Genomic DNA, 25359 nt, shown 5'->3' with positions numbered 1-25359 from the left:
CAGCGGTAGCTTCTATGAAAAAAATCGTGGTTTTGGTTTCCGGTCAAGGCAGCAATCTGCAAGCGCTGATGGACGCCCAGCAACAAGGGCGACTGGCGGGCACTATTTGTGCGGTTTTCAGTAATAATCAGCAGGCTTACGGTCTGGAACGCGCGGCGCAGGCCGCGATTCCTGCTCATGCGCTGGATGCCAAGACCTTTCCTGACCGTGTCAGCTTTGATTTAGCGCTGGCTCAGGCTATTGATGCCTATCAGCCGGATTTGCTAGTGCTGGCTGGCTATATGCGCATTCTTAGCCCGGAATTCGTACAGCATTACGCCGGTCGAATGCTGAATATCCATCCATCGCTGCTGCCTAAGTATCCGGGTTTGCACACTCACCGTCAGGCCATCGAAAACGGGGATACGGAACACGGCACTTCGGTGCATTTCGTGACCGAGGAGCTGGACGGCGGGCCGGTTATCTTACAGGCAAAAGTGCCTATTTTTTCTGAAGATAGTGAAGATGATGTGATTGAGCGAGTGCAGGCGCAGGAGCACAATATCTATCCGTTGGTGGTCAGTTGGTTTACCGAAGGACGATTGGAAATGCGTGAGAACGCAGCCTGGTTGGATGGTAAAAAGCTGCCCTTACAGGGTTACGCAGCCGACGAGTAAAGCTACCGCCGGTTTTATGCTAAAAGGGCCATGTGATATGGCCCTTTTTTAATCCCAACGTTCCAGCGTTGTTTTCTGTCCGCCAGCAATCAAGGGTTAGCACATATCGGGGAACAGTATTCTATCCGTCTCCAGATGGCTATTTGGGCACAAAAAGATTAAATCCAGTTGCGATTCAGCCTGTAACTGATGGGCTGTTCCCGGCGGTATACAAAAGATATCCCCTTGCTTAACATTATGATTTCTAAAGTTTACTAGTTTCTGGTTTTCCACATCCCCCAGGTACATTCGCCCCCTTCCAGCCAGAATGATATACCACTCCTCGCCGTGAAAATGGGCATGGCATCCCACCTTTTTACCCGCGGCGATACGCGTACCGAAACTATTCAGCGCCTTCCCTTTCGCCAACTCCGCAATACCGATACCAACCAAAGGATCAACCAGCGCTTTGGCTATTTCTTTAGAGAAAGCTTTAATCACCTCAGTCTCCTTAAAGATTTATCAGCGAATACTGGCTGTATTTATCTAATCAATTTCAGTTAACGATGGATGAGCTTCATTGGAAGCTTAGCAGGTTCACTGGCTGATAGCGGGAAAGCAGTGTATTTCTTGATTCAAGGCAATTAGTCAGTTTAGACCATGGAAACTAGGTATTTACTAGTTGAATATAAACTGCCCCACAACATCTAAAGGAATATCTCCTCTCCCACGCCCTATATGGTTATAATTCCCTCGCAGCGTCCGCTGTTCTATTTATTATTTCGAGGAATCCGCATGTCTAGCACTACCAGCGTCAGGCTACGCCCGATGGAAAGGGATGACCTGCCGTTCGTTCATCAGTTAGATAATAATGCCAGCGTTATGCGCTATTGGTTTGAGGAGCCTTACGAGGCTTTTGTTGAACTGTCTGACCTGTACGATAAACATATCCATGACCAGAGCGAACGCCGGTTTATTATCGAAAATCAGGGGACAAAAGTCGGTCTGGTGGAATTGGTGGAAATCAACCATATTCACCGTCGGGCAGAATTTCAGATCATCATTGATCCCTCCCATCAGGGTCAGGGTTATGCAGGCACCGCCGCCAAACTGGCAATGGAGTACGGTTTCTCCGTATTGAACCTGTATAAACTGTATTTGATTGTTGATAAAGAAAATGAAAAAGCCATTCACATCTACAGCAAGCTTGGCTTTAAAAGCGAAGGCGAGCTAATCGACGAGTTCTTTATCAACGGCGAATACCGCACGGTTATCCGTATGTGTATTTTCCAACCTCAATATTTGGCAAAATATAAAACGCCGGCGATCAAAGCTTCTTAATCGCTATACCGGAGCCATTGGCTCCGGTGTATTTTGTGCAGATAATCCCAACCAATCGAATCTTAACCATAACGTCCGGTAATATAATCTTCCGTCCGACGCATAGCCGGTGAGGTAAATAATCCATCAGTGTCTTTGTATTCCACTAGACAACCCTGATGGATAAACGCAGTGTAATCCGAAACACGAGCCGCCTGCTGCATGTTATGAGTAACCAAAACCACGGTATAGTGCTGTTTTAACGAAGTAATCAACTCTTCTATAGTCAAGGTCGAAATAGGGTCCAACGCCGAAGTTGGCTCATCCAACAGTAAAATTTCCGGTTCGATGGCAATCGCTCGTGCAATGACCAAACGCTGTTGCTGACCGCTGGAAAGACGGAAAGCATTCTCCCGCAATCGATCTTTCACCTCATGCCATAACGCCGCGGCGCGTAAAGCACGCTCCAGAGCTTCATCCAAAACACGTCTGTCTCGAATACCTTGCAAACGCAGGCCGTAAACCACGTTCTCATAAATGGATTTAGGGAAAGGATTTGGTCGTTGGAACACCATTCCCACACGACGGCGCAGCGCCGCAACATCGACCGTTTTTCCGATGATATTTTCAGCGCCAATTCTGATTTCACCGTCCATACGACAATGTTCCAACAGGTCATTCATACGGTTAAAGCAACGCAATAACGTCGATTTACCGCAACCGGAAGGCCCAATAAGCGCCGTGACCCGATTTCTAGGAATACGCAGAGAAACATCGTGCAAAACCTGTTTTTCACCATAAAACAGATTGAGATGCTCTACCGCCAGCGCGGTATTTTCATCGCTCAGGTGCCGTACATCCAGTACGGGCAAAGCGTCCGGTGTCATCAGTCCCATAAGGTTTCCTGCGAGTTAAATAATGTCATTACAGCATCAGGCCACGGTATTTTTCACGTAAATGATGGCGCATTCCCATAGCGGCTAAATTCAGCCCAACCACAATAACAACCAGCAGTAACGCCGTCGCAAATACCAGCGGTCGCGCGGCCTCAACGTTCGGACTTTGGAATGCCATATCGTATATCTGGAAACTCAAATGCATGAATTTTCGTTCCAGATGCAGAAAAGGAAATACACCGTCTACCGGCAATACCGGTACGGATTTCACCACGCCAACCAACATCAGCGGCGCGGTTTCTCCCGCCGCACGAGCCACGGCCAAAATCAGGCCGGTGATCATCGCTGGAGCCGCCATCGGCAACACAATATGCCACAGCGTTTCGGCTTTGCTGGCTCCCAGCGCCAGTGAACCCTGACGCAGGCTGGCAGGTATGCGCGATAACCCTTCTTCGGTAGAAACAATCACTACTGGCAGAGTCAGTAACGCCAAGGTTAATGCCGCCCACAGTACGCCAGGCGTGCCAAAGGTCGGGCTAGGCAATGCCTCCGGATAGAATAACTTATCCAGCGAACCGCCGATAAAATAGACGAAGAAGCCCAGCCCGAATACACCGTAAACAATAGAGGGTACCCCCGCCAGATTCACAACCGCAATGCGGATTATTCGTGTTAACCAATTGCGTTTGGCGTATTCATGGAGATAAACCGCGGCGATAACCCCCAACGGCATCACCATAATTGACATCAATATAACCATCAGTACCGTGCCAAAAATCGCTGGAAATACGCCGCCTTCGCTATTGGCATTGCGCGAACTGTCGGTCAGAAATTTATGTCCCTGCCCCACCATATGCCTCATTTTCTGCCAGAAAGTCATATTGTTGGGATACCAGGCTTTACTGATTTGGCTTAGGGGAATCGGGTGTACCTGCCCCTGCATATCTTTAAGCAACAGCGTGTAGCGATTTTGTTCAGCGCGCAGGCCCTGCAACGTTGTCGCCAATCCATCGTAATGACGCTGTAACTCTCCGCGCTCAGCGCGCAGGCGATCCTGCGCCCGTCCATCCAGTTTACCGGCGGTTTGCAGACGTTTCTCCTGCAAACGCAAATTATCAACCTGTTGGTTCAGTATGTTCATCTGACGGAACTGAATATCATCCCCTTGCCTGACCAACGCCTGCACCTGCGGAATCCGTTTTTGCAGCTCCAGCGGAATATTATCCCCCACCAGCGGCTGTCCGTTATCCAACATCCCGGCCATAAAGCCATAGGCTGTACCGTGATTCAAACGGCTAAGCACCAGCAAATCTCTCGGCTGGCGCCGCTGTACAATATCGCTGTCCAGCAAAGTCTGAAAATCGTGCCCCTGAATCTCCCGATTACCGGTTTTAATCAGATAACGAGTCACAGAATTACGTCCGTCCGCTAAAGGGATCCCCGCCGTTGCCAGCTGTTCCCGCGTGATCTGCTGCTGCTGATAGATTTCTCCGATCAGGCTCACCGGCCCGGCACCGCTTTGTTTCAGCTCGAACTGATATACCGGCGCGGGCCAGAAATAACGCATTCCCTGCCCTGCCAACAACAAGATGATACCCAGCAAGGCTAACAAGCTGATGCTGACCGAACCGGCAGTCAGCCAGATCCAGGGCGAGCCTGATTTAAACCAGCTTTTCATCACGCATCCCGCTCCGTTTGATAGCGTTCACGCAGCCGAAGCCGTATCGCTTCTGCCAAGGTGTTAACCGCAAAAGTGAACATAAACAGTACCAGAGCGGTAAGGAACAGCACCCGATAATGACCGCTGCCTACTACCGCCTCTGGCATTTCTATGGCGATATTCGCCGCCAGCGCGCGCAGCCCTTGGAAAACGCTACCGTCAATAATTGGCGTATTGCCGGTGGCCATTAGCACTATCATGGTTTCCCCCACTGCTCGGCCAAAACCAATCATTAACGCTGAAAAAATACCGGCAAAGGCCGAAGGCAGAACCACGCTTACCACGGTTTGCCACGGCGTCGCACCCAAGGCCAGTGACCCCTGCGTCAGCGATGGCGGTACGCTAAACAGCGCGTCTTCTGCCAGAGAAAAAATAATGGGAATTAAGGCAAAGCCCATCGCGATGCCAACCACCAGCGCATTACGCTGATCGTAATTATCTCCCAGCCATTCATTGAGCGGTAAGCCAAGCGTCCACTGCGCCAAATGCGGTCCCAGCATCAAAGTCAGCCAGCCAGTGACTAAAATGACCGGCAGCAACACCACAACGTCCCAACCGGCAGGTAGGCACCATTTAATTCGCTCTGATAGTTTTGCGCTGCCCCAACCACACAGCAGAATAGCCAGCGCCAGTAAGAACGGTAACAGGAGAATTCCCGCCAGATATTGCTCAATCACCGGTGCTAGCCAGATACCGGCAATTAAACCAATCACTACCGTAGGCAATGCCCCCATAACTTCAATTGCCGGTTTAATCACTCGCCGCAGTCCAGCCGACATAAAATATGCAGTATAAATCGCACCGGCCAATGCCAAAGGCACGGCGAATAACATGGCGTAGCCCGCTGCTTTTAGCGTGCCAAAGATAATCGGGATCAGGCTGAATTTAGGCTGGTAATTATCTTCCGCCGACGTGGATTGCCAAACATAGGCAGGTTCCGGGTAGTTTTCGTACCACACTTTCTGCCATAGGCTGCGCCAGGTGATATCCGGATAGGCATTATCAACGCGGTAATAAGACCAGTTAGCGCCGTTTTCCAGCAATAGTGCGTTGCCCCACGGGGAAAATGCGGCATGACTGATGCCTTCGGCCACATTTTCCTGCAATAAAGGAGAGGATTGAATGCTGGAAAATAGCGTTAGCTCTCCCGCTGGAGTCACCGTGGCAAAAACTCGGCGGTGATCTTCCACGCCCAGCAGCCCCATTGCCGAAGAGAACTCGCGAATACGAGTCAGATGTGGCGGTTTATCCTGAGGTTCTCGGGTATGTGGCACGTCAAACCACTGAGACAAACGCCCCTGCGGCGATTGTACCAACAACGATTTCCCGCCAGCTAACAGCGTTAAGTGCAGCGGCCCCTGCTGATCCAGTTCGACAATTCCCCGAAGTTTGGGACCATCATCCAACTGGTAAATATAAACCTGCGTCGCTGACAGTAAGTACAGCCTGTGACCATCGGGACTTAACAACAGTTGATCTATCCGCGTCGGGGATTCCGGCAGTGGCATAATTTTTCGTTCGGTTTCAGTGAAATTCCCGAGCAAAACCCGCCCGTCGTCAGTGCTGGCTGCCAGCTTAAATTGCTGTGCTTGCGGCTCCGCTACGGCGATATGTCGCAACGGACGTCCTTTTTCATCCAGAGGTTGCGGCTGATCTCCCAAAGGGAAATGCCAGTGAGCGCCGCCGCTAAAATCCGGCCGAACCAATATCAGGCTACCGTTACTCAATCCCAACGCCTGCAATTCCGAAGCCTGCCCCAATGAAGTGGGAGGAGCGGAAAGTACCTGCGTTGCCAGTAACGTCCCGGCAGCCTGCCCACCTTCCGGCCGGAGACGAATAAAAGCGCCGTTGCCCTGAGCATCGATGCGCCACAGCTTTTCTCCACGGGAATCCATTCCCATACTCAAGGTGGAAACACTGTGGTTCACGGGAAATTGAGCGTGCAGGCTAATCGCCGCCGGTTTGAATAACGGCAGCACCGCATACAGCAGGTAAACAAAAATCAGCATCAGGGTCAGTAGCACCAGTAGGCCGCTACCGCTCACCATCCTGCCTACCGCGCGGTCAATCATAGCCCGGCGGCGATCTCTGCCTGAAAGTGGTACTACTCTGCTTTGCCCCATGCCCTACACTAGATCCTATAGATGATTTATATAACTCATTCGCCCTTGCGCGCTGAGATGACCGAGCATCTTATGTCAGTTTTATGGCGTTTGCATGACAATGTTAACTAATGATATCTGTTGGACTTTCCTGTCAATCTCTCGCAATAATGTCAACGGACACTAAATACTCCCACAAAAATCTGAATGGAGTTGCAATGGGTCAGGAAAAGCTCTACACCGAGAAAGAACTCAGCTGGTTATCCTTTAACGAACGGGTATTGCAGGAAGCTGCGGACAAGAGCAACCCGCTAATAGAGCGGATGCGCTTTCTTGGCATTTACTCCAATAATCTGGATGAATTTTATAAAGTTCGTTTTGCCGACTTAAAGCGGCGAATTCTTATTAGCGAAGAGCAAGGCTCTGGCGTGACGTCTCGCCATTTGCTAAAGAAAATTCAGGCCAAAGTGGTCAAAGCCGATCAGGAATTCGACAGCCTGTATAATGAACTTCTGCTGGAAATGGCGCGGAATCAGATTTTTCTGATCAATGAACGCCAGATTTCCGAGAACCAGCAGATTTGGCTCAAACAATATTTTAAACAGCATTTGCGTCAGCACATTACGCCGATACTGATCAACCACGACACCAATCTGGTGCAATTCCTCAAAGACGATTACACCTATCTGGCGGTTGAGATTATCCGCGGGCAGGAAATCGCCTATGCGCTGTTGGAAATTCCTTCCGATAAAGTGCCGCGCTTCGTTAATTTGCCACCGGAAGCTCCGCGTCGTCGCAAGCCAATGATCTTATTGGATAACATCCTGCGTTATTGTCTCGACGAAATCTTTAAAGGTTTCTTCGATTATGATGCGCTCAACGCTTATTCGATGAAAATGACCCGCGATGCGGAATACGATCTGGTCACGGAAATGGAGTCCAGCCTGCTGGAGTTGATGTCATCCAGTCTGAAGCAGCGTTTAACCGCCGAACCGGTGCGTTTTGTTTATCAACGAGATATGCCCGATGAAATGGTGGAATTACTCCGAGATAAACTCGGTATTTCCAATGATGACTCCGTCATTGCCGGTGGCCGTTACCACAATTTTAAAGACTTCATCAGCTTCCCTAACGTAGGGAAAAGCAATCTGGTGAATCGCCCGATGCCGCGCCTGCGCCATATTTGGTTTGATAAATTTCGCAACGGTTTTGACGCGATCCGCGAGCAGGATGTGCTGCTGTATTATCCTTATCACACCTTTGAACACGTGCTGGAATTACTGCGTCAGGCGTCTTTCGACCCCAGCGTGCTAGCAATCAAAATCAATATTTATCGCGTCGCCAAAGACTCACGCATTATTGAATCTATGATTCACGCCGCCCATAACGGAAAAAAAGTCACGGTGGTGGTGGAGCTACAGGCGCGCTTCGATGAAGAGGCCAACATTCACTGGGCCAAAAGCCTGACCGCCGCTGGCGTACACGTGATTTTCTCTGCACCAGGACTGAAGATTCACGCAAAATTATTCTTGATTTCCCGTCTGGAAGGCGACCAAATCGTCCGTTATGCTCATATAGGGACGGGTAACTTTAACGAGAAAACCGCGCGTATTTATACCGATTACTCGCTGTTAACGGCCGATGCGCGCATTACCAATGAGGTTCGCCGAGTATTTAACTTTATTGAGAACCCTTATAGGCCGGTTAAATTCGACAATTTGATGGTGTCGCCGCAAAACTCGCGCCTGATGCTGTATCAATTGATCGATCAGGAAATTATCCATGCGCAGGCAGGAGAAAGCGCCGGGATCACGCTGAAGATTAATAATTTAGTAGATAAAGGACTGGTTGATCGGTTATATAGCGCCTCCAGTGCTGGCGTGAAGATTCGTTTATTAGTACGCGGAATGTGTTCTTTGATCCCCAATATGCCGGGCATCAGTGAAAATATCCAGGTCACCAGCATCGTTGACCGCTTCCTGGAACATGACCGTGTTTACGTATTTGAGAATAAAGGCGACAAGCTGGTTTATCTCTCATCAGCGGACTGGATGACCCGAAATATTGATTATCGTATCGAAGTGGCCGTTTCCCTGCTGGATTCAAGACTGAAACAGCGAGTGTTGGATATCTTAGAGCTGCTGTTCAACGACACGGTAAAAGCCCGTTATATTGATAAAGAACTGAGTAATCGTTATGTACCGCGCGGAAATCGGCGCAAAGTACGTGCACAGATTGCCATTTATGATTATTTAAAAGCGCTGGAACAACCAGAGCAATAGGCCTAAAACTATGCCGCTAACCAGTAACTCCACCACTAAACCGCAGGAAATTGCCGCCATTGACCTTGGCTCCAACAGTTTCCATATGGTGATTGCCCGCGTCGTTAACGGCGCACTTCAGGTTTTAGGCCGCTTAAAACAGCGCGTACATCTGGCTGATGGATTAGACAGTAACAATATTCTTAGTGAAGAAGCGATGGAACGCGGTCTGGCCTGTCTGGCCCTATTTGCCGAACGACTACAAGGCTTCTCCCCGGATAACGTCTGTATCGTGGGGACGCACTCCCTGCGACAGGCCGCCAACGCTGAAGTGTTTCTAAAACGCGCCGCCGAAGTGATTCCCTACCCGATCGAGATCATTTCCGGTCAGGAAGAGGCTCGTCTGATTTTTATGGGCGTGGAACACACTCAGCCGGAGAAAGGCCGCAAATTGGTGATCGATATCGGCGGTGGCTCAACTGAACTGGTTATCGGCGAAGATTTTGAACCACTATTGGCAGAAAGCCGTCGTATGGGCTGTGTCAGCTTCGCTCAGCAATTTTTCCCGAATGGTGAAATCAGCAAAGCTAACTTTAAACGCGCACGTCTGGCTGCGGCGCAAAAGTTGGAAACGCTGGCGTGGCAATACCGTATTCAAGGTTGGCAGTATGCTCTTGGGGCATCAGGTACGATTAAAGCCGCCCATGAAGTGCTGATCGAAATGGGTGAAAAAGACGGTCTGATTACGCCAGAACGTTTGGAAATGCTGGTAGAACAGGTGTTGCAATTCAAGCAGTTCAGCGCTCTGAGCCTGCCGGGTTTATCTGAAGATCGCCAATCGGTATTTGTGCCGGGTTTAGCGATTATGTGCGGTGTATTCGATGCATTAGCCATCAAAGATCTGCGCCTTTCCGACGGCGCGCTGCGTGAAGGCGTACTGTACGAAATGGAAGGCCGTTTCCGCCATCAGGATATTCGTCAGCGGACAGCAAAAAGTCTGGCCGATCACTACAATATTGATCGTGAACAGGCGCGCCGGGTGCTGGAAACCACCGAGCTACTGTATACCCAGTGGATGGAGCAAAACCCCAAATTGGTGCAGCCTCAGCTCGAAGCGCTGTTGAAATGGGCTGCCATGCTGCATGAAGTCGGGCTGAGCATCAATCACAGCGGAATGCATCGTCACTCAGCCTACATTCTGCAAAATACCAATTTACCGGGCTTCAATCAGGAACAGCAATTATTACTCGCGTCGCTGGTGCGATTCCATCGTAAAGCTGTGAAACTGGATGAATTACCGCGCCTTAACCTATTTAAAAAGAAATACTACCTGCCGCTGATTCAGTTGCTACGCTTGGGCGCCTTACTGAACAACCAGCGCCAGTCCACGACTACGCCGGAAAGCTTACGCCTGATCACCGATGATAATCATTGGACTCTGCGCTTCCCTTACGGCTATTTTTCACAAAACAGTCTGGTGCAGCTCGATGTTGAGCGGGAACAGGCTTATTGGGATGACGTAGTCGGGTGGAAGCTGATTATCGAGGAAGAAGACGCGCCAGAAGCCGAAAAAGAGACGGATTAACGCCGATGCTCTCCGAATTCAGGGGTCGCCGCTGGCCCCTGATGCTTACCTCTAACGGACAACACAGTGCAAAAACGAGTATGAGAAACAAAAAATCGACGCAGTTAACCAAAATCATATTACTGGTCAGTTTTATCATTCTGTTTGGCCGTTTACTTTACGCGGCAATCGCGGCGATCCCTCATCATCAGGAACGTAATCAATCAGAACAGATTGAGCAACCGGTGGATCAGGAATACACGCCGCCGCAGCCTGATTTAACGCCTTAATCGCTGATTTTCCTCTTAGGATAGGTAAGATGCCTGCCGCAGACTTCTTACCTATCCCACAGTCTTGTGGCGTGGCGAATCGCACTACGCGGATAAAACCCATAATCATAAATAACCGTAACAAAAATTTTGGCTGCATAGCGGCCACTGTTTGCCGAACACCTCTGTCACCCTGACATGACGCGAACAAATAAAAAGCGGGGTTATCCCCCCATAATGCATTGAGTTAAGGACCACTATGTCAGCGCCTACCGTTTCCGACGTGCATCAGCACCCAACGTCCGCCAAATTTGACGCTAAAAAACTGGCCGCTATTCGTCAGCGTATCCTTTCGCTATTACTGAATAATAAAGCACTGGTTGACGGCATTCTCGGTCGCCTGGACGATCGGGAAAAGCTCAGCGATGAACAATTGCTGGATCAAACCGCCGAGATTAAGCATTTACTGGCCGACTTACACGCCGCGGATCTCGCCGATTTACTGGAAGCCTTGCCGCAGGATGAGCGCCTGGCGCTGTGGCGTCTGGTGGATAACAACACTCGCGGCCATACGCTGGTTGAAGCCTCCGAAACGGTGTGGGACAGCCTAATCGAAGAAATGAGCGATAAAGACCTGCTGAAAGCCATGCGCAATCTGCACGTGGACGAGCAGGCTTATCTGGCCGAATATCTACCGCGAAACCTGATGGGGCGCTTGCTGACATCACTGGATCCGGCTCAACGTGCGCGAGTGCGGGAAGTGATTCAATATGGCCGAGATACCGTCGGCCAGATGATGGACTTCGAGCTGGTCACGGTGCGCGCCGACGTCACGCTAGGAACCGTTCAGCGCTATCTGCGCTATCGTAAAAGCATCCCCGATGCCACCGATAAGATTTTCGTGATCGATCGGAAGAATACGCTGCTGGGCGAATTGCCCCTCACCACCATTCTGTTGCACTCGCCGGATACTCCGGTGTTCAAAGTGATGAACAGTGAGCCGACCACTTTCCAGCCGGAACAAAAGGCCGAAGACGCCGCTGGGGCGTTCGAACGTTATGACTTGATCAGCGCCGCCGTTGTGGATGCCAAAGGCAAGCTGATGGGGCGACTGACCATCGAAGAAATCGTTGACGTGGTAAATGAAGAAAGCGACACCAATTTACGTCGTATGGGGGGGTTAAGCCCGGAAGAAGACGTGTTCTCCCCGGTAGGACGTGCGGTTCGCACCCGTTGGTCCTGGCTGGCCATTAACCTGTGCACCGCTTTTATCGCTTCACGCGTCATAGGTTTATTCGAACATACCATTTCTCAATTGGTTGCACTGGCAGCATTGATGCCCATTGTGGCCGGAATTGGCGGCAATACCGGCAATCAGACCATTACTATGATTGTGCGTGCGCTGGCGTTGCACCATATCCAATTAGGCAACAGCAACGTTTCATTTCTGATGATGAGAGAGCTGGGCGTCGCGCTGATCAACGGTATGGTATGGGGCGGTATTATGGGCATTGTAACCTATATCCTGTACGGTGATTTAGCCATGGGCGGCGTCATGACGCTGGCCATGATGCTTAATCTGTTGGTTGCGGCGCTGATGGGCGTAGTGATTCCAATGACCATGGCGCGGCTGGGGCGAGATCCGGCGATTGGCTCAAGTGTGATGATCACCGCGATTACCGATACTGGGGGTTTCTTTATTTTCCTCGGTCTGGCAACGTTATTTTTGGTCTGATCTCACTAGCAGATTTAGGAACCCATGTGAAACGAGGGCTGGTTCTCGCGGCGACATCAACCATGATAACGCGCGGAACAATGGTCAGTATCGCCCTTCTGTACTAGGATTCAAAAACCAGTGGCATTTTTCCTATGCCGCTGGCAATTCGCAGGTTACACATAAGGTTCGCCATGAGAATCAGGGCCATAGCACGAAATCATTCATATAATGTTCTTCTGAACATCGCGCTTATCAGCGGCCTGGTTTACCTGCTCGCGCTTTTTTGCATCCAACTGTCGGAAACTTCAAGTAACCTCGCGCCGCTGTGGTTTCCTACCGCTATTCTGATGGTGGCTTTATTTCATCTGCGTTTACGTTATTGGCCACTGCAACTGCTTGTCGCTGGCGCGGCTATTATTCTGGCGAATATGACGCTGTACGGGCCTAGCTGGTTTTCTGTCCCTCTGACGCTAATTAACCTGGTGGAGTCTACCGTCGGTGCCTGGCTGTTACGCCGCCTGTTAATGCCGAAAGACCCGCTACACAGCCTGTTTAGCTGGCTTAAATTTGTTTTGACCGCAGTTTTGCTGATCCCCATGCTCAGCGGCTTCGCGGCAGCATTTTATCTGGCTCCAGAACATGGCGATTTTGACCAGCTATTCACCCTGTGGTTTATGTCTGAATCCATTGGCATGTTGGCGTTGGCACCCGTTGGGCTGCTTTATCAACAAGGCTATTTCAATTCATCCCTGCGCTCTCAAACTCTGTTTGAAATGATCTGGATGCTAATTTTATCTTTGATTTGCTGCTATCTGGCACTGACTTACCTGCCCTTCCCCTTTACTTTCATCGTAATGGCGCTGATTTGGGTCGCTATTCGGCTACCCCGATTGGAAGCATTTATCATCTGCTGTCTATCCACGGTATTGATTGCGCTGATGATGAATTTCAATCTGTTTACCAATCAGGAGAGCAGCCAGCTATTTATTCAGGCTTTTGCATTTATTCCGCTATTACTGGTGTTAGTGCCGCCACACGCCATGTCGATGGTGATGCACGCGTTTCGCACTGAAAAAGATCATATTATCGAGAGCGAGAACCGTTTTCGGAACGCCATGGAATATTCAGCCATCGGTATGGCACTGGTGTCGCCGGAAGGCAAATGGATACAGGTCAACAAAGCCTTGTGTAATTTACTCGGCTATAGCCAAGAAAAACTGCTCAATTTAACCTTTCAGGAAATTACCTACCCGGAAGATCTCACCGCCGATCTCAAGCTATTGGAAGACCTGTTTGACGGTGTAATTCCCAGCTACACCATGGAGAAACGCTATATTCGCAGCGACGGCGAAGTGGTTTGGGCACTTTTGGTCGTCAGCGTGGTTCGGGATCACGAGCAGCGTCCGCTCTATTTTATTTCTCAAGTAGAAGATATTAATGACCTAAAAAAAACCGAAATGGTCAATCGCCGGCTGATGGAACGCATTACCCTAGCGAATGAAGCCGGTGGCGTAGGAATTTGGGAGTGGGACCTGAAAGAGAATGCCATCAGTTGGGATAAACGAATGTTCGAGCTGTATGACCTGCCGCCGAATACGATTCCCAGCGTAGAAGCATGGCGAGAGCGCATCCATCCCGATGACCTTGCACGCATTGACCGCGAATTTGCCACGGCGCTGACTCACCGTCAGCCCTATCGATTGGAATACCGCATTGTGTCTCGCAGCGGCCAAATCAGCCATATTCGTAATCAAGCCAATATGATTTGCGATAGTCGAGGCGATATTTTGCGTTTAATCGGCACTGCGCTGGACTTAACCGAAGTGAAAAGCCTGACGGAAGCCCTGCACGAAGAGAAGGAACGCCTGCATATCACGCTGGACTCCATCGGTGAAGCGGTAATCAGTACCGATCGGGAAATGCATATTACCTTTATGAACCCAGTGGCAGAAAAAATGACCGGCTGGGCCAATACCATCGCTCTTGGCCAACCTATCGATCAAATCATTCACTTAATTGATAGCAGCACCGGTTTAACCGTAGAGAATCCGGTTTGGTACTGTCTTAACGAGGTTTCGCCGCCGCAAAGTAACCTTTCGCTGATTTTGCACAGTCGGGACGGCGAACGTTATGACATTAAGGATTCCGTCGCGCCGCTGAAAACCTTGGAAGGGGAAACCGTCGGTGCTGTCTTGGTCTTCCAGGACGTCAGCGAATCGCGCGAAATAATGCGTAAACTCAGTTACAGCGCTTCACACGATAATTTAACCAGCTTGCCTAACCGCGCCAATTTTGAGTATCAGCTGAAAAATGCGATTCAAAAAAGCATCGAACATAATCAACAGCACGTATTAGGTTTCCTCGATCTGGATCGCTTTAAAGCGGTTAACGACACAGCCGGACATGCCGCCGGAGACGCGCTGTTAAAAGAATTGAGCGCTCTGATGCGTAAATATTTACGTGCTAGCGATTGCGTTGCCCGTCTCGGCGGCGATGAATTTGGCCTGTTACTGCAAAACTGCAGCGTCACCAGAGCTAAAACCGTGGTGCGGGGGATGGTTTCACTGATTAATGACTACCCATTCTGCTGGGAAGGTAAGCAATACCGTATCGGTGCCAGCGCCGGTATAACCCAAATCAATAGTCAGAACTGCAAGCGTAGTGAACTGATGGAGCAGGCAGACATTGCCTGCTATACCGCCAAACACAGCGGTCGTGGGCAGGTTTATCTCTACCAGCCACGGCAAAAACAGCTGTTGGCGCGCCAGCATGAGCTGCCGAGCAAAGATGAAATTCTGCATATTCTGGAGGATAATCAGCTAGAGCTTTTGGCTACCGCGGCCGCACCGCCGCTCAGGCCGAATGACGTGGCTTTCTACCAAATGATCCCGTCGGTTATCCCGAATGACAAACTGGCCGTAAGTCAGGACGATTTTCTCTCGGCCTCCTTGCTTTATGGCTTGCGCCCGGCGATGGAAAAATGGATCTGCCACCAATTGTTATGTATACAGGGCGAAAATATTCAGAGTAAGGCGCTCAAGGTCGCCGTGGCTTTATCCGAGGAATCGCTACAGGAAGAAAGCTTCCGCCACTTTTTGCTGGATAGCCTGCAACAATCCGCCATACCGGCCTCCGATTTGCATTGGTTCATACAGGAGTCTACGCTGCTGCGTCATTCGTCCACCATCGATAATTTTATCGCTCGCCTGCAAATGCTGGGCTGCAAACTCATTTTGACGGATTTCTCAGCCAACATGAATGGTTTCAGTAGGTTAACTCACCTCAAGATGGATTATTTAAAACTCGACGCCGGCCTGATCGCCAATATTCATACCGATCAAATGGACGAAGTGATGGTGTCGATTATCAACGGCACCGCTCACCGAGCCGGGGTAAAAACCCTCGCGGGGCCTGCCGATCAGTTGACGATCCTGAATAAACTCTGTCACATCGGCGTCGATTTGGTCGACGGTGACAGTATTGCCCGTACCGAGCGTCTGACCGATATTTTAGATTGCGGTTATTTAAGCAATAAATAACCTACGCCAGATTCAAAAATGTCATTTAGAGGAAACCGGAACCGATACCCGAATTATTCCCGCCATATGACTCTGATTTGTCGATTGCTCCTCTGCGCACTCTAAGGTAAAGTCGCCCCCCTTTATTTGGCCTGGGGAGCAATTATGTTCATTGGTTTTGACTACGGCACGGCGAACTGCTCTGTGGCCGTAATGCGGGATGATGCTCCCGAACTGCTGGTATTGGAAAATAACGACGTTTATTTGCCTTCCATGTTATGCGCGCCCACGCGAGAGGCGGTAAGTGAATGCCTACATCGTCACTGGCAGGTGCCCGCCGGCAGCGATGAAAACCAACAGTTGTTACGGCGGGCCATCGCCTTTAACCGTGAAGAAGATATTCCAGTCAATGCCGACAGCCTGCATTTTGGCCTGTCGGCGCTGGCTCACTATATCGAAGATCCGGAAGAAGTTTACTTCGTTAAATCCCCCAAATCCTTCCTCGGAGCGACCGGTTTAAAACCTCAGCAAATCGCCCTGTTTGAAGATCTGGTCTGCGCCATGATGTTCCACATCAAACGTCAGGCGGAATCTGCCGTACAAACCGAAATCAACCAGACAGTCATTGGCCGTCCGGTTAACTTCCAGGGTTCTGGCGGCGAAGAAGCTAACCGTCAGGCCGAGGGCATTTTGCTGCGTGCCGCACAGCGGGCCGGTTTCCGCGATATCGCTTTCCAATTTGAACCCGTGGCCGCCGGTCTGGACTTTGAAGCGACGCTGACCGAAGAAAAAACCGTGCTGGTCGTCGATATCGGCGGCGGCACCACCGACTGTTCTGTGCTACTGATGGGGCCAAACTGGCAGGGCATGGCGGATCGCCAGCAAAGTCTGCTCGGCCACAGCGGCTGTCGGGTTGGCGGTAACGATCTGGACATCATGCTGGCGTTTAAACAGTTAATGCCGCTGTTTGGTATGGGTAGCGAAACCGAAAAAGGCATCGCAATGCCTTCATTGCCTTACTGGAATGCGGTAGCCACCAACGATGTTCCGGCGCAGAGCGATTTCTACAGCACGGCCAACGGCCGTTTCCTGCGTGATTTGATTCGCGATGCGGCTAACCCGCAACAGGTAGAAATGCTGTTGAAAGTGTACCAACAGCGTTTGAGTTATCGTTTAGTTCGAGCGGCGGAAGAGAGCAAAATTGCGCTCTCTCAGCAAGAGCAGATCGCCACGGCGCTGGACTTCGTCAAACCTAAATTGGGGCAAATGATCAGTCAGCAGCAATTGGCCGATGCTATCGCTCAGCCGTTACAACGCATTCAGGAACAAGTCAACCTAGCGCTATCCACCAGCAACGTTAAGCCGGACGTGATCTACCTGACCGGCGGCAGTGCCCGTTCACCGCTGTTACGTAGCGCACTACAGCAACAGTTACCGGGCATTCCGCTGGTTGGGGGCAATGATTTTGGCTCCGTTACCGCTGGTCTGGCACGCTGGGCGCAGACGCTGTATCGTTAAAAATAGTTAATGTGTTGAGGCAGGACGCACCGGTTAAATCACGGTTATGTCCTGCCTCACCGACACCAATCCACAGCCTTCTGCCTTTCCGTGACTCGTTGACACAACGGCTTTTTCACACCGCCATCCTTTAAAAGGCCGCATTTTTTACAAAACATAACGTTACTAAGACAAAACTAAAAACAATCAGCATTCTATTCCATATTTCCTTCATTATTCTCCGTGAAAAGACAGCTAAACTAGTAAGATATAAGTTATCTGGCTAACGCCTATTGCGGATCGTCTCCACGTAAAATCCCAAGCATAAAAGAGAATCCTTCACCACTATGAATGCAAAACCTACACGCACTTCCCGCTGGGTAATTCTGGCAGGTCTGGTGGTCGTCGTTATTATTGCCATTACCGTCTGGCGCCACTTCACACCCACGCCCGGTACACCTACCGCCGCAGGCGCTCAACATGCAGCCAGTAACACCTCTCCACGCACGGGAGGACGGCGCAATATGCCGATGTCGCCGGTACAAGCCGCCACCGCGACCGAGCAAGTGATACCACGCTATCTCAGCGGGTTAGGTACCGTGCTGGCCTCTAATACCGTCACCGTAACCAGCCGCGTCGATGGGCAGCTAATGGCTATCCATTTCACCGAAGGGCAGCAGGTGAAAGCCGGTGATTTGCTGGCTGAAATCGATCCGCGTCCCTATCAGGTACAGCTCACGCAGGCTCAGGGGCAACTAGCCAAAGATCAGGCGACTCTCGCCAATGCGAAAAAAGACTTAGCACGCTACCAGAATCTGGCTAAAACCGGCCTGATCTCCCAACAGGATCTCGATACCCAACAGTCGCTGGTGCGCCAAACCGAAGGCAGCATTAAAGTCGATCAAGCCGCGATTGATAGCGCCGAACTGCAACTGACCTATAGCCGAATCACAGCGCCAATCTCTGGCCGCGTGGGGCTGAAACAGGTGGACGTCGGCAATTTCATTACCAGCGGCACCGCTACGCCGATTGTGGTGATTACTCAAACACATCCGGTAGATGTGGTGTTTACTCTGCCGGAAGGAGATATTCCTGCGGTGATGCAGGCGCAGAAAACGGCGCAACAGCAAGGTACTGTCGTGCCGGTAGATGCCTGGGATCGTACTCATCAGCATCAGTTAGCGCAGGGCGTTCTACTCAGCATTGATAACCAGATTGATACCGCCACCGGTACCATCAAGCTGAAAGCTCGTTTCGACAATAACGATGATGTGCTATTTCCCAATCAGTTCGTAAACGCTCGGGTGAAAGTCGACGTATTACAAAATGCGGTGGTAGTGCCCACTGCTGCAGTACAAATGGGTAACGAAGGTAGCTTTGTCTGGACGCTGAATGACGAGAACAAAGTGAGCAAAAATTTAGTCACCACCGGTATTCAGGACAGCAAACAAGTGGTAATCAGCGCCGGCATCAACGCCGGACAGCGGGTTGTCACCGACGGTATTGACCGTTTGACTGAAGGCTTACAGGTGGACGTCGTAGCACCACACAGCAGCGCCGCCGAACCCAAAGGTGCCGCAAAGGATCAGCCCCAAACGTACCGGGCAGCAGGCAATAAAACTGCGGCAGCGGAGAAATCCTAATGCAAGTGATGCCTCCTAAGCCCGGCGGCGGCCCATCGCGGCTATTTATTCTACGGCCGGTTGCCACCACGCTGTTTATGGTGGCAATCCTGCTGGCCGGTATTATCGGCTACCGTGCGCTGCCGGTTTCTGCTTTACCTGAAGTCGATTACCCCACTATTCAGGTCGTTACACTGTATCCGGGAGCCAGTCCGGACGTCGTGACATCTTCGATTACCGCACCGCTTGAACGCCAGTTTGGACAAATGTCCGGCCTGAAACAAATGGCCTCGCAAAGCTCCGGTGGCGCATCGGTGATTACGCTGCAATTCCAACTCACCTTGCCGCTGGACGTAGCCGAACAGGAAGTGCAGGCGGCGATTAACTCCGCCACCAATTTGCTCCCCAGCGATCTGCCCTATCCGCCGATTTACAGCAAGGTCAATCCGGCCGATCCGCCAATTCTGACGCTAGCAGTGACCGCGACGGCCATTCCTATGACACAGGTCGAGGATATGGTGGAAACGCGTATCGCGCAGAAAATTTCGCAGGTCAGCGGCGTCGGACTGGTCACCATTTCCGGCGGGCAACGTCCGGCTGTACGGGTGAAATTGAACGCGCCAGCGGTTGCTGCCATGGGGTTAGATAGCGAAACCATTCGCACCGCTATCAGCAATGCTAACGTGAACTCAGCCAAAGGCAGTTTGGATGGGCCAACGCGATCCGTCACGCTGTCAGCCAACGATCAAATGAAATCTGCCGAAGATTATCGCGATCTGATCGTCGCCTACCAAAATGGCGCACCGGTTCGTTTGCAGGACGTCGCCACTATTGAGCAAGGAGCCGAAAACAACAAATTGGCGGCATGGGCGAATAAACAGCCAGCGATTGTACTGAATATTCAGCGCCAGCCGGGCGTCAACGTTATTGAAACCGCAGATAGCATTCGCGCGATGTTGCCGGACTTAGTGAAAAGCTTGCCTAAATCCGTCGATGTGAAGATATTAACCGACCGAACCACCACCATTCGCGCCTCAGTGAGCGACGTTCAGTTTGAGCTACTATTAGCTATCGTGCTGGTGGTGATGGTGATTTACCTGTTCCTGCGTAACGCAGCCGCCACAATCATCCCTAGCGTGGCCGTACCGCTGTCGCTGGTCGGTACCTTTGCCGCTATGTATTTCCTCGGTTTCTCCATTAACAATCTAACGTTAATGGCGCTGACCATCGCCACCGGTTTCGTGGTTGATGACGCCATCGTGGTCATCGAAAATATTTCACGCTATATCGAGAAGGGAGAGAAACCGCTGGATGCGGCGCTGAAAGGAGCGGGAGAAATCGGCTTTACCATTATTTCCCTGACTTTCTCGCTCATTGCCGTATTGATTCCGCTGGTCTTTATGGGGGATATCGTCGGGCGGCTGTTCCGCGAGTTTGCCATTACACTGGCCATCGCTATATTGATCTCTGCAGTTGTATCACTGACCCTAACGCCGATGATGTGCGCGCGCATGTTGAGTTATGAATCTTTGCGCAAGCAAAACAAACTTTCTCGCGCCAGTGAAAAATTCTTCGATTGGGTGATTGCCCACTATGCCGTCGGGCTGAAAAAAGTGCTCAATCACCCGTGGTTGACCCTTAGCGTGGCGCTAAGCACGCTGGTATTGACGGTATTGCTGTACCTGATCATTCCCAAAGGCTTCTTCCCGATTCAGGATAACGGGCTGATTCAAGGCACGCTGGAGGCGCCGCAATCGGTCTCTTTCAGCAATATGGCTGAACGCCAGCAACAGGTTGCGGCAATTATTCTGCAAGATCCGGCGGTAGAAAGCCTGACCTCCTTTGTTGGCGTCGATGGCACAAACGCCACACTGAATAACGGGCGACTGCAAATTAATTTGAAACCGCTTAACGCGCGCGCTGACCGGGTTCCACAGGTCATTGCTCGCCTACAGCAAAGCGTTGAAGGCATTCCGGGGGTCAAACTGTTCCTGCAACCTGTGCAAGATCTGACCATAGATACGCAGGTCAGCCGGACTCAATACCAGTTCACGCTGCAAACCACGTCGCTGGAAGAATTGAGTACTTGGGTGCCTAAACTGGTAGACGAATTGCAGAAAAGTCCGGTGCTACAGAACGTAAGCAGCGACTGGCAGGATAAGGGATTAGTGGCGTTCGTCAATGTCGATAGGGATAGCGCCAGCCGTCTGGGTATCACCATGGCGGCAATTGATAGCGCACTGTATAACGCTTTTGGCCAGAGATTGATTTCCACGATCTACACGCAGGCTAATCAGTACCGCGTGGTGCTAGAGCACGATGTAAAAGCAACACCGGGGCTGGCAGCCTTCAATGATATTCGCCTGACCGGCAGCGACGGTAAAGCCATTCCTCTGAGCAGTATTGCCCGTATTGAGGAACGCTTCGGCCCTTTATCCATCAATCATTTAGATCAATTCCCATCGGCCACGGTGTCCTTCAATCTCAGCGACGGTTATTCACTGGGAAAAGCGGTCAATGTCATTACCCAAACCGAAAAAGAGCTGCAATTGCCCGCGGATATTACCACCCGCTTCCAAGGGGCGACGCTGGCATTTCAAGCCGCGTTGGGGAGCACGCTGTGGCTGATTATCGCCGCAATCGTGGCAATGTATATCGTGCTCGGCGTGCTGTATGAGAGCTTTATTCATCCGGTCACTATCTTATCTACCCTCCCTACGGCGGGCGTCGGTGCACTGCTGGCGCTGATGCTGGCCGGCAGCGAGCTGGATGTGATCGCCATTATCGGTATTATTTTGCTAATAGGTATTGTGAAGAAGAACGCCATTATGATGATCGACTTCGCCCTCGCCGCCGAGCGGGAGCAGGGAATGACGCCTTATGACGCGATCTATCAAGCCTGTTTGCTCCGGTTCCGTCCGATATTGATGACCACGCTGGCAGCCCTGCTGGGTGCGCTGCCGCTGATGCTCAGTACCGGCGTCGGTGCCGAACTGCGGCGTCCGCTGGGAATATGTATGGTCGGCGGTCTGGTGGTAAGTCAGGTTCTCACCCTGTTTACCACGCCGGTTATCTATCTGCTGTTCGACAAACTGGCGCGCAACACCCGCCGTAAACCGCAGCAGGACGAACTGGATTTATTGCCGAATGAACAGGAGCCAAAGTGAAATTCTTTGCGCTGTTCATCACCCGTCCCGTCGCCACTACGCTACTGACGCTGGCGATAACCCTAAGCGGCATTATCGGCTTCGGTTTGCTGCCGGTGTCGCCGTTGCCGCAAGTGGATTTCCCGGTCATTTCCGTCAGCGCCTCGCTGCCGGGTGCCGATCCGGAAACCATGGCGTCTTCGGTAGCGACACCGCTGGAACGCGCTCTGGGACGTATTGCTGGTGTCAATGAAATGACGTCCAGCAGTTCGCTTGGCAGTACCCGAATCATCCTACAGTTTGATCTCAATCGTGACATTAACGGCGCCGCTCGCGACGTACAGGCAGCGCTGAATGCCGCCCAAAGCCTCATGCCATCGGGTATGCCTAGTCGGCCAACTTACCGCAAGGTCAATCCGTCCGATGCACCGATCATGATTCTGACGCTAACCTCAGATACCTATAATCAGGCTCAGCTTTACGATTTGGCATCTACCAAACTGGCGCAGAAAATTGCCCAGACCGAAGGCGTCAGCGATGTTTCCGTCGGCGGTAGCTCCTTGCCTGCCGTGCGGGTCGAGCTAAACCCTAGCGCATTGTTTAATCAGGGGGTTTCTCTGGATGCAGTACGCCAATCTATTGCCGCTGCCAACGTCCGCCGCCCGCAGGGTTCGGTAGACGCCGATCGGCAAAACTGGCAGGTGCAGGCCAACGATGAGATCAAAACCGCCGAAGGCTATCGCCCACTGATTGTGCATTACAACAATGGCTCTGCCGTACGGCTCAGCGATGTCGCCAACGTCATAGACTCAGTGCAGGACGTGCGTAATGCGGGGATGTCCGACGGAAAACCGGCTATTTTGCTGGTAGTCAGCCGCGAACCTGGGGCGAATATTATCGCTACCGTCGATCGCATCCGCGCCGAATTGCCAGCGCTTCGTGCCAGCATTCCGGCAGCGGTACAACTGAATATTGCACAAGATCGCTCCCCGACGATTCGCGCTTCATTGGATGAAGTGGAGCAGTCCCTCATTATCGCCATTGCGCTGGTGATTATGGTGGTATTCCTGTTCCTGCGATCCGGGCGCGCCACGCTAATTCCGGCAGTTGCGGTGCCGGTATCGCTGATTGGCACCTTTACCGCCATGTATTTGTGCGATTTTAGCCTGAACAACCTGTCATTGATGGCGCTGACCATTGCCACCGGTTTTGTGGTGGATGATGCCATTGTGGTGCTAGAAAATATTTCCCGTCATATTGAAGCCGGAATGAAACCCATGGCAGCCTCGCTACTGGGCGTGCGGGAAGTCGGATTTACCGTGCTTTCCATGAGCGTATCTCTGGTGGCGGTATTTATTCCACTGCTGTTGATGGAAGGTCTGCCAGGGCGCTTGTTCCGCGAGTTTGCCGTCACTTTATCCGTTGCTATTGGCATTTCGCTGGTGATTTCTCTAACCCTAACGCCGATGATGTGCGCGCACCTGCTCAAAGCCCGACCGGAGCATGATCAACCGCGTATTCGTGGTTTTGGGAAAGTTCTGCTCGCTATTCAGCAAGGATATGGTCGCTCATTAAATTGGGTTCTGGGCCATGCTCGCTGGGTGCTGGTGGTGCTATTGTCAACCGTAGCGCTGAATGTCTGGCTGTATATCAGCATTCCGAAAACCTTCTTCCCTGAGCAAGATACCGGGCGAATGATGGGCTTTATTCAGGCCGACCAAAGCATTTCATTTCAGGCAATGAAACTGAAGTTACAAGATTTTATGAAAATCGTCAGCGCCGATCCGGCGGTGGACAATGTCACCGGCTTTACCGGTGGTTCACGCACTAACAGCGGCTCCATGTTCATTTCGTTAAAACCGTTAAGTGAACGCAGCGAAACTGCCCAGCAGGTGATTACCCGTTTGCGTAGTAAGCTAGCCAAAGAGCCGGGAGCCAGCCTGTTTTTAGCCGCAGTACAGGATATCCGCATTGGCGGCAGGCAATCTAACGCCAGCTACCAATACACTTTACAGGCTGACGATCTGAGCGCCCTACGCATCTGGGAACCCAAGATTCGCGCCGCACTAGCCCAGCTGCCGGAGCTGGCGGACGTTAACTCCGATCAACAAGACAAAGGTGCCGAGCTGGGGTTGACTTACGATCGTGAAACTATGGCGCGCTTGGGTATCAGCGTTTCCGATGCTAATGCATTGCTAAATAATGCTTTTGGGCAACGACAGATTTCCACTATTTATCAACCGTTAAATCAATACAAAGTCGTGATGGAAGTCGCCCCGCAATATACGCAGGACGTCAGTTCGCTGGATAAAATGTTCGTCATTAACAACGCCGGACAGGCGATTCCTTTGTCCTATTTCGCCCGCTGGCAACCGGCTAATGCGCCATTAGCCGTCAATCATCAGGGCCTATCGGCGGCCTCAACGATTTCGTTTAACTTGCCGGATGGCTACAGTTTATCTGATGCCACCGCTGCGGTGGAAAGAACCATGACCGAACTGGGCGTCCCTTCCGAGGTACGCGGCGCGTTTGCCGGTACCGCGCAAGTGTTCCAGGATACACTGAAATCCCAGCTCTGGCTGATTCTGGCCGCCATCGCCACGGTGTATATTGTGCTAGGCATATTGTATGAAAGTTACGTCCATCCACTGACAATTCTGTCCACATTGCCTTCCGCTGGCGTCGGCGCGTTGCTGGCTTTGGAGCTGTTTGACGCGCCTTTCAGTATGATCGCCCTGATCGGGATTATGTTGCTGATTGGCATAGTGAAAAAGAACGCAATCATGATGGTAGACTTTGCTTTGGAAGCGCAGCGAAACGGCAACCTCAGTGCCAAAGAGGCTATCTTTCAGGCCAGTCTGCTACGTTTCCGCCCGATTATGATGACCACGCTGGCGGCGCTATTTGGCGCATTGCCCTTGGCTCTAGGCAGCGGCGACGGCGCGGAACTGCGCCAACCCTTGGGGATTACCATCGTTGGCGGCCTGATTATGAGCCAGCTTTTGACGCTTTATACTACGCCGGTGGTTTACCTGTATTTCGATCGCCTGCGCAGCCGCTTTAGCCGTCAGCCCCTACAGAGGCTTGAGTAA

15 protein-coding genes are annotated in these 25359 nt (G+C 51.4%); 11 read left to right on the top strand and 4 right to left on the bottom strand.

What is annotated here, in order from left to right:
- Positions 1-14 precede the first annotated feature (14 nt).
- Positions 15-656, top strand: coding sequence for a phosphoribosylglycinamide formyltransferase (gene purN, locus AD970_RS03050; protein WP_049596874.1), 642 nt, complete (start codon positions 15-17; stop codon positions 654-656).
- A gap of 96 nt (positions 657-752) precedes the next feature.
- Here the strand turns inward: purN and AD970_RS03045 are convergent, their stop codons facing one another.
- Positions 753-1136 (bottom strand): cupin domain-containing protein, encoded by a 384-nt coding sequence (locus AD970_RS03045; protein ID WP_049596873.1) that lies wholly within the window; start codon positions 1134-1136, stop codon positions 753-755.
- 294 nt (positions 1137-1430) lie between these two features.
- On the opposite strand from AD970_RS03045, the gene speG reads away from it, so the two are divergent.
- Positions 1431-1976, top strand: a complete 546-nt coding sequence (gene speG / locus AD970_RS03040; protein WP_049597167.1) for a spermidine N1-acetyltransferase — start codon at positions 1431-1433, stop codon at positions 1974-1976.
- A 62-nt stretch (positions 1977-2038) separates the two neighbouring features.
- On the opposite strand, the gene pstB is transcribed toward speG, so the two are convergent.
- Genes pstB through AD970_RS03025 form a run of 3 tightly spaced genes read right to left on the bottom strand, consistent with a single transcriptional unit; the run spans position 2039 to position 6694 of the window.
- Positions 2039-2851 carry a phosphate ABC transporter ATP-binding protein PstB gene (gene pstB / locus AD970_RS03035; protein WP_049596872.1) on the bottom strand — a complete coding sequence of 271 codons (813 nt, stop codon included), beginning with the start codon at positions 2849-2851 and terminating at the stop codon, positions 2039-2041.
- Positions 2852-2879: 28 nt separating this feature from the next.
- Positions 2880-4529 carry a phosphate ABC transporter permease PstA gene (gene pstA, locus AD970_RS03030; protein ID WP_049596871.1) on the bottom strand — a complete coding sequence of 550 codons (1650 nt, stop codon included), beginning with the start codon at positions 4527-4529 and terminating at the stop codon, positions 2880-2882.
- Positions 4529-6694, bottom strand: a complete 2166-nt coding sequence (locus AD970_RS03025) for an ABC transporter permease subunit (protein WP_049596870.1) — start codon at positions 6692-6694, stop codon at positions 4529-4531. The genes pstA and AD970_RS03025 overlap by 1 nt, the downstream gene beginning before the upstream one ends.
- A 197-nt stretch (positions 6695-6891) precedes the next feature.
- On the opposite strand from AD970_RS03025, the gene ppk1 reads away from it, so the two are divergent.
- The 9 genes from ppk1 to mdtC all read left to right on the top strand — a co-directional run bounded on the left by ppk1 (position 6892) and on the right by mdtC (position 25359).
- Positions 6892-8955 carry a polyphosphate kinase 1 gene (gene ppk1, locus AD970_RS03020; RefSeq protein WP_049596869.1) on the top strand — a complete coding sequence of 688 codons (2064 nt, stop codon included), beginning with the start codon at positions 6892-6894 and terminating at the stop codon, positions 8953-8955.
- A 10-nt stretch (positions 8956-8965) separates the two neighbouring features.
- Complete coding sequence (gene ppx, locus AD970_RS03015) at positions 8966-10519, top strand: exopolyphosphatase (protein ID WP_049596868.1); 1554 nt, start codon at positions 8966-8968, stop codon at positions 10517-10519.
- A gap of 80 nt (positions 10520-10599) precedes the next feature.
- A complete protein-coding gene (locus tag AD970_RS03010; RefSeq protein ID WP_049597166.1) occupies positions 10600-10788 on the top strand; it encodes a YfgG family protein in 189 nt (62 codons plus the stop codon).
- A 238-nt stretch (positions 10789-11026) separates the two neighbouring features.
- Entirely contained in the window at positions 11027-12502 is a 1476-nt protein-coding gene (gene mgtE / locus AD970_RS03005) for a magnesium transporter (RefSeq protein ID WP_049596867.1), read from the top strand.
- A gap of 173 nt (positions 12503-12675) precedes the next feature.
- Positions 12676-16023, top strand: coding sequence for a diguanylate cyclase (locus AD970_RS03000; protein WP_049596866.1), 3348 nt, complete (start codon positions 12676-12678; stop codon positions 16021-16023).
- Between the two features lie 144 nt (positions 16024-16167).
- Entirely contained in the window at positions 16168-17520 is a 1353-nt protein-coding gene (gene yegD / locus AD970_RS02995) for a molecular chaperone (protein ID WP_049596865.1), read from the top strand.
- A gap of 326 nt (positions 17521-17846) precedes the next feature.
- Positions 17847-19142: an MdtA/MuxA family multidrug efflux RND transporter periplasmic adaptor subunit gene (locus tag AD970_RS02990; protein ID WP_049596864.1), complete on the top strand. Its 1296-nt coding sequence runs from the start codon at positions 17847-17849 to the stop codon at positions 19140-19142.
- On the top strand, positions 19142-22288 hold the full coding sequence (locus AD970_RS02985; RefSeq protein WP_049596863.1) for an MdtB/MuxB family multidrug efflux RND transporter permease subunit: 3147 nt from the start codon (positions 19142-19144) through the stop codon (positions 22286-22288). The genes AD970_RS02990 and AD970_RS02985 overlap by 1 nt, the downstream gene beginning before the upstream one ends.
- Entirely contained in the window at positions 22285-25359 is a 3075-nt protein-coding gene (gene mdtC / locus AD970_RS02980) for a multidrug efflux RND transporter permease subunit MdtC (protein WP_049596862.1), read from the top strand. The genes AD970_RS02985 and mdtC overlap by 4 nt, the downstream gene beginning before the upstream one ends.

The organism is Yersinia nurmii (genome assembly GCF_001112925.1).
GTDB lineage: Bacteria > Pseudomonadota > Gammaproteobacteria > Enterobacterales > Enterobacteriaceae > Yersinia > Yersinia nurmii.
Note: the sequence above shows the minus strand (reverse complement) of the source record. Positions and strands in the feature narration are given on the sequence as shown.

Bases quoted from the DNA above. Each gene is read 5' to 3' on its own strand.
- mgtE (WP_049596867.1), top strand. From the start codon at position 11,027: ATGTCAGCGCCTACCGTTTCCGACGTGCATCAGCACCCAACGTCCGCC.
- pstA (WP_049596871.1), bottom strand. From the start codon at position 4,529: ATGAAAAGCTGGTTTAAATCAGGCTCGCCCTGGATCTGGCTGACTGCC.
- AD970_RS02990 (WP_049596864.1), top strand. From the start codon at position 17,847: ATGAATGCAAAACCTACACGCACTTCCCGCTGGGTAATTCTGGCAGGT.
- AD970_RS02985 (WP_049596863.1), top strand. From the start codon at position 19,142: ATGCAAGTGATGCCTCCTAAGCCCGGCGGCGGCCCATCGCGGCTATTT.
- purN (WP_049596874.1), top strand. From the start codon at position 15: ATGAAAAAAATCGTGGTTTTGGTTTCCGGTCAAGGCAGCAATCTGCAA.
- ppx (WP_049596868.1), top strand. From the start codon at position 8,966: ATGCCGCTAACCAGTAACTCCACCACTAAACCGCAGGAAATTGCCGCC.
- AD970_RS03010 (WP_049597166.1), top strand. From the start codon at position 10,600: ATGAGAAACAAAAAATCGACGCAGTTAACCAAAATCATATTACTGGTC.
- pstB (WP_049596872.1), bottom strand. From the start codon at position 2,851: ATGGGACTGATGACACCGGACGCTTTGCCCGTACTGGATGTACGGCAC.
- yegD (WP_049596865.1), top strand. From the start codon at position 16,168: ATGTTCATTGGTTTTGACTACGGCACGGCGAACTGCTCTGTGGCCGTA.
- AD970_RS03000 (WP_049596866.1), top strand. From the start codon at position 12,676: ATGAGAATCAGGGCCATAGCACGAAATCATTCATATAATGTTCTTCTG.
- speG (WP_049597167.1), top strand. From the start codon at position 1,431: ATGTCTAGCACTACCAGCGTCAGGCTACGCCCGATGGAAAGGGATGAC.
- AD970_RS03025 (WP_049596870.1), bottom strand. From the start codon at position 6,694: ATGGGGCAAAGCAGAGTAGTACCACTTTCAGGCAGAGATCGCCGCCGG.
- ppk1 (WP_049596869.1), top strand. From the start codon at position 6,892: ATGGGTCAGGAAAAGCTCTACACCGAGAAAGAACTCAGCTGGTTATCC.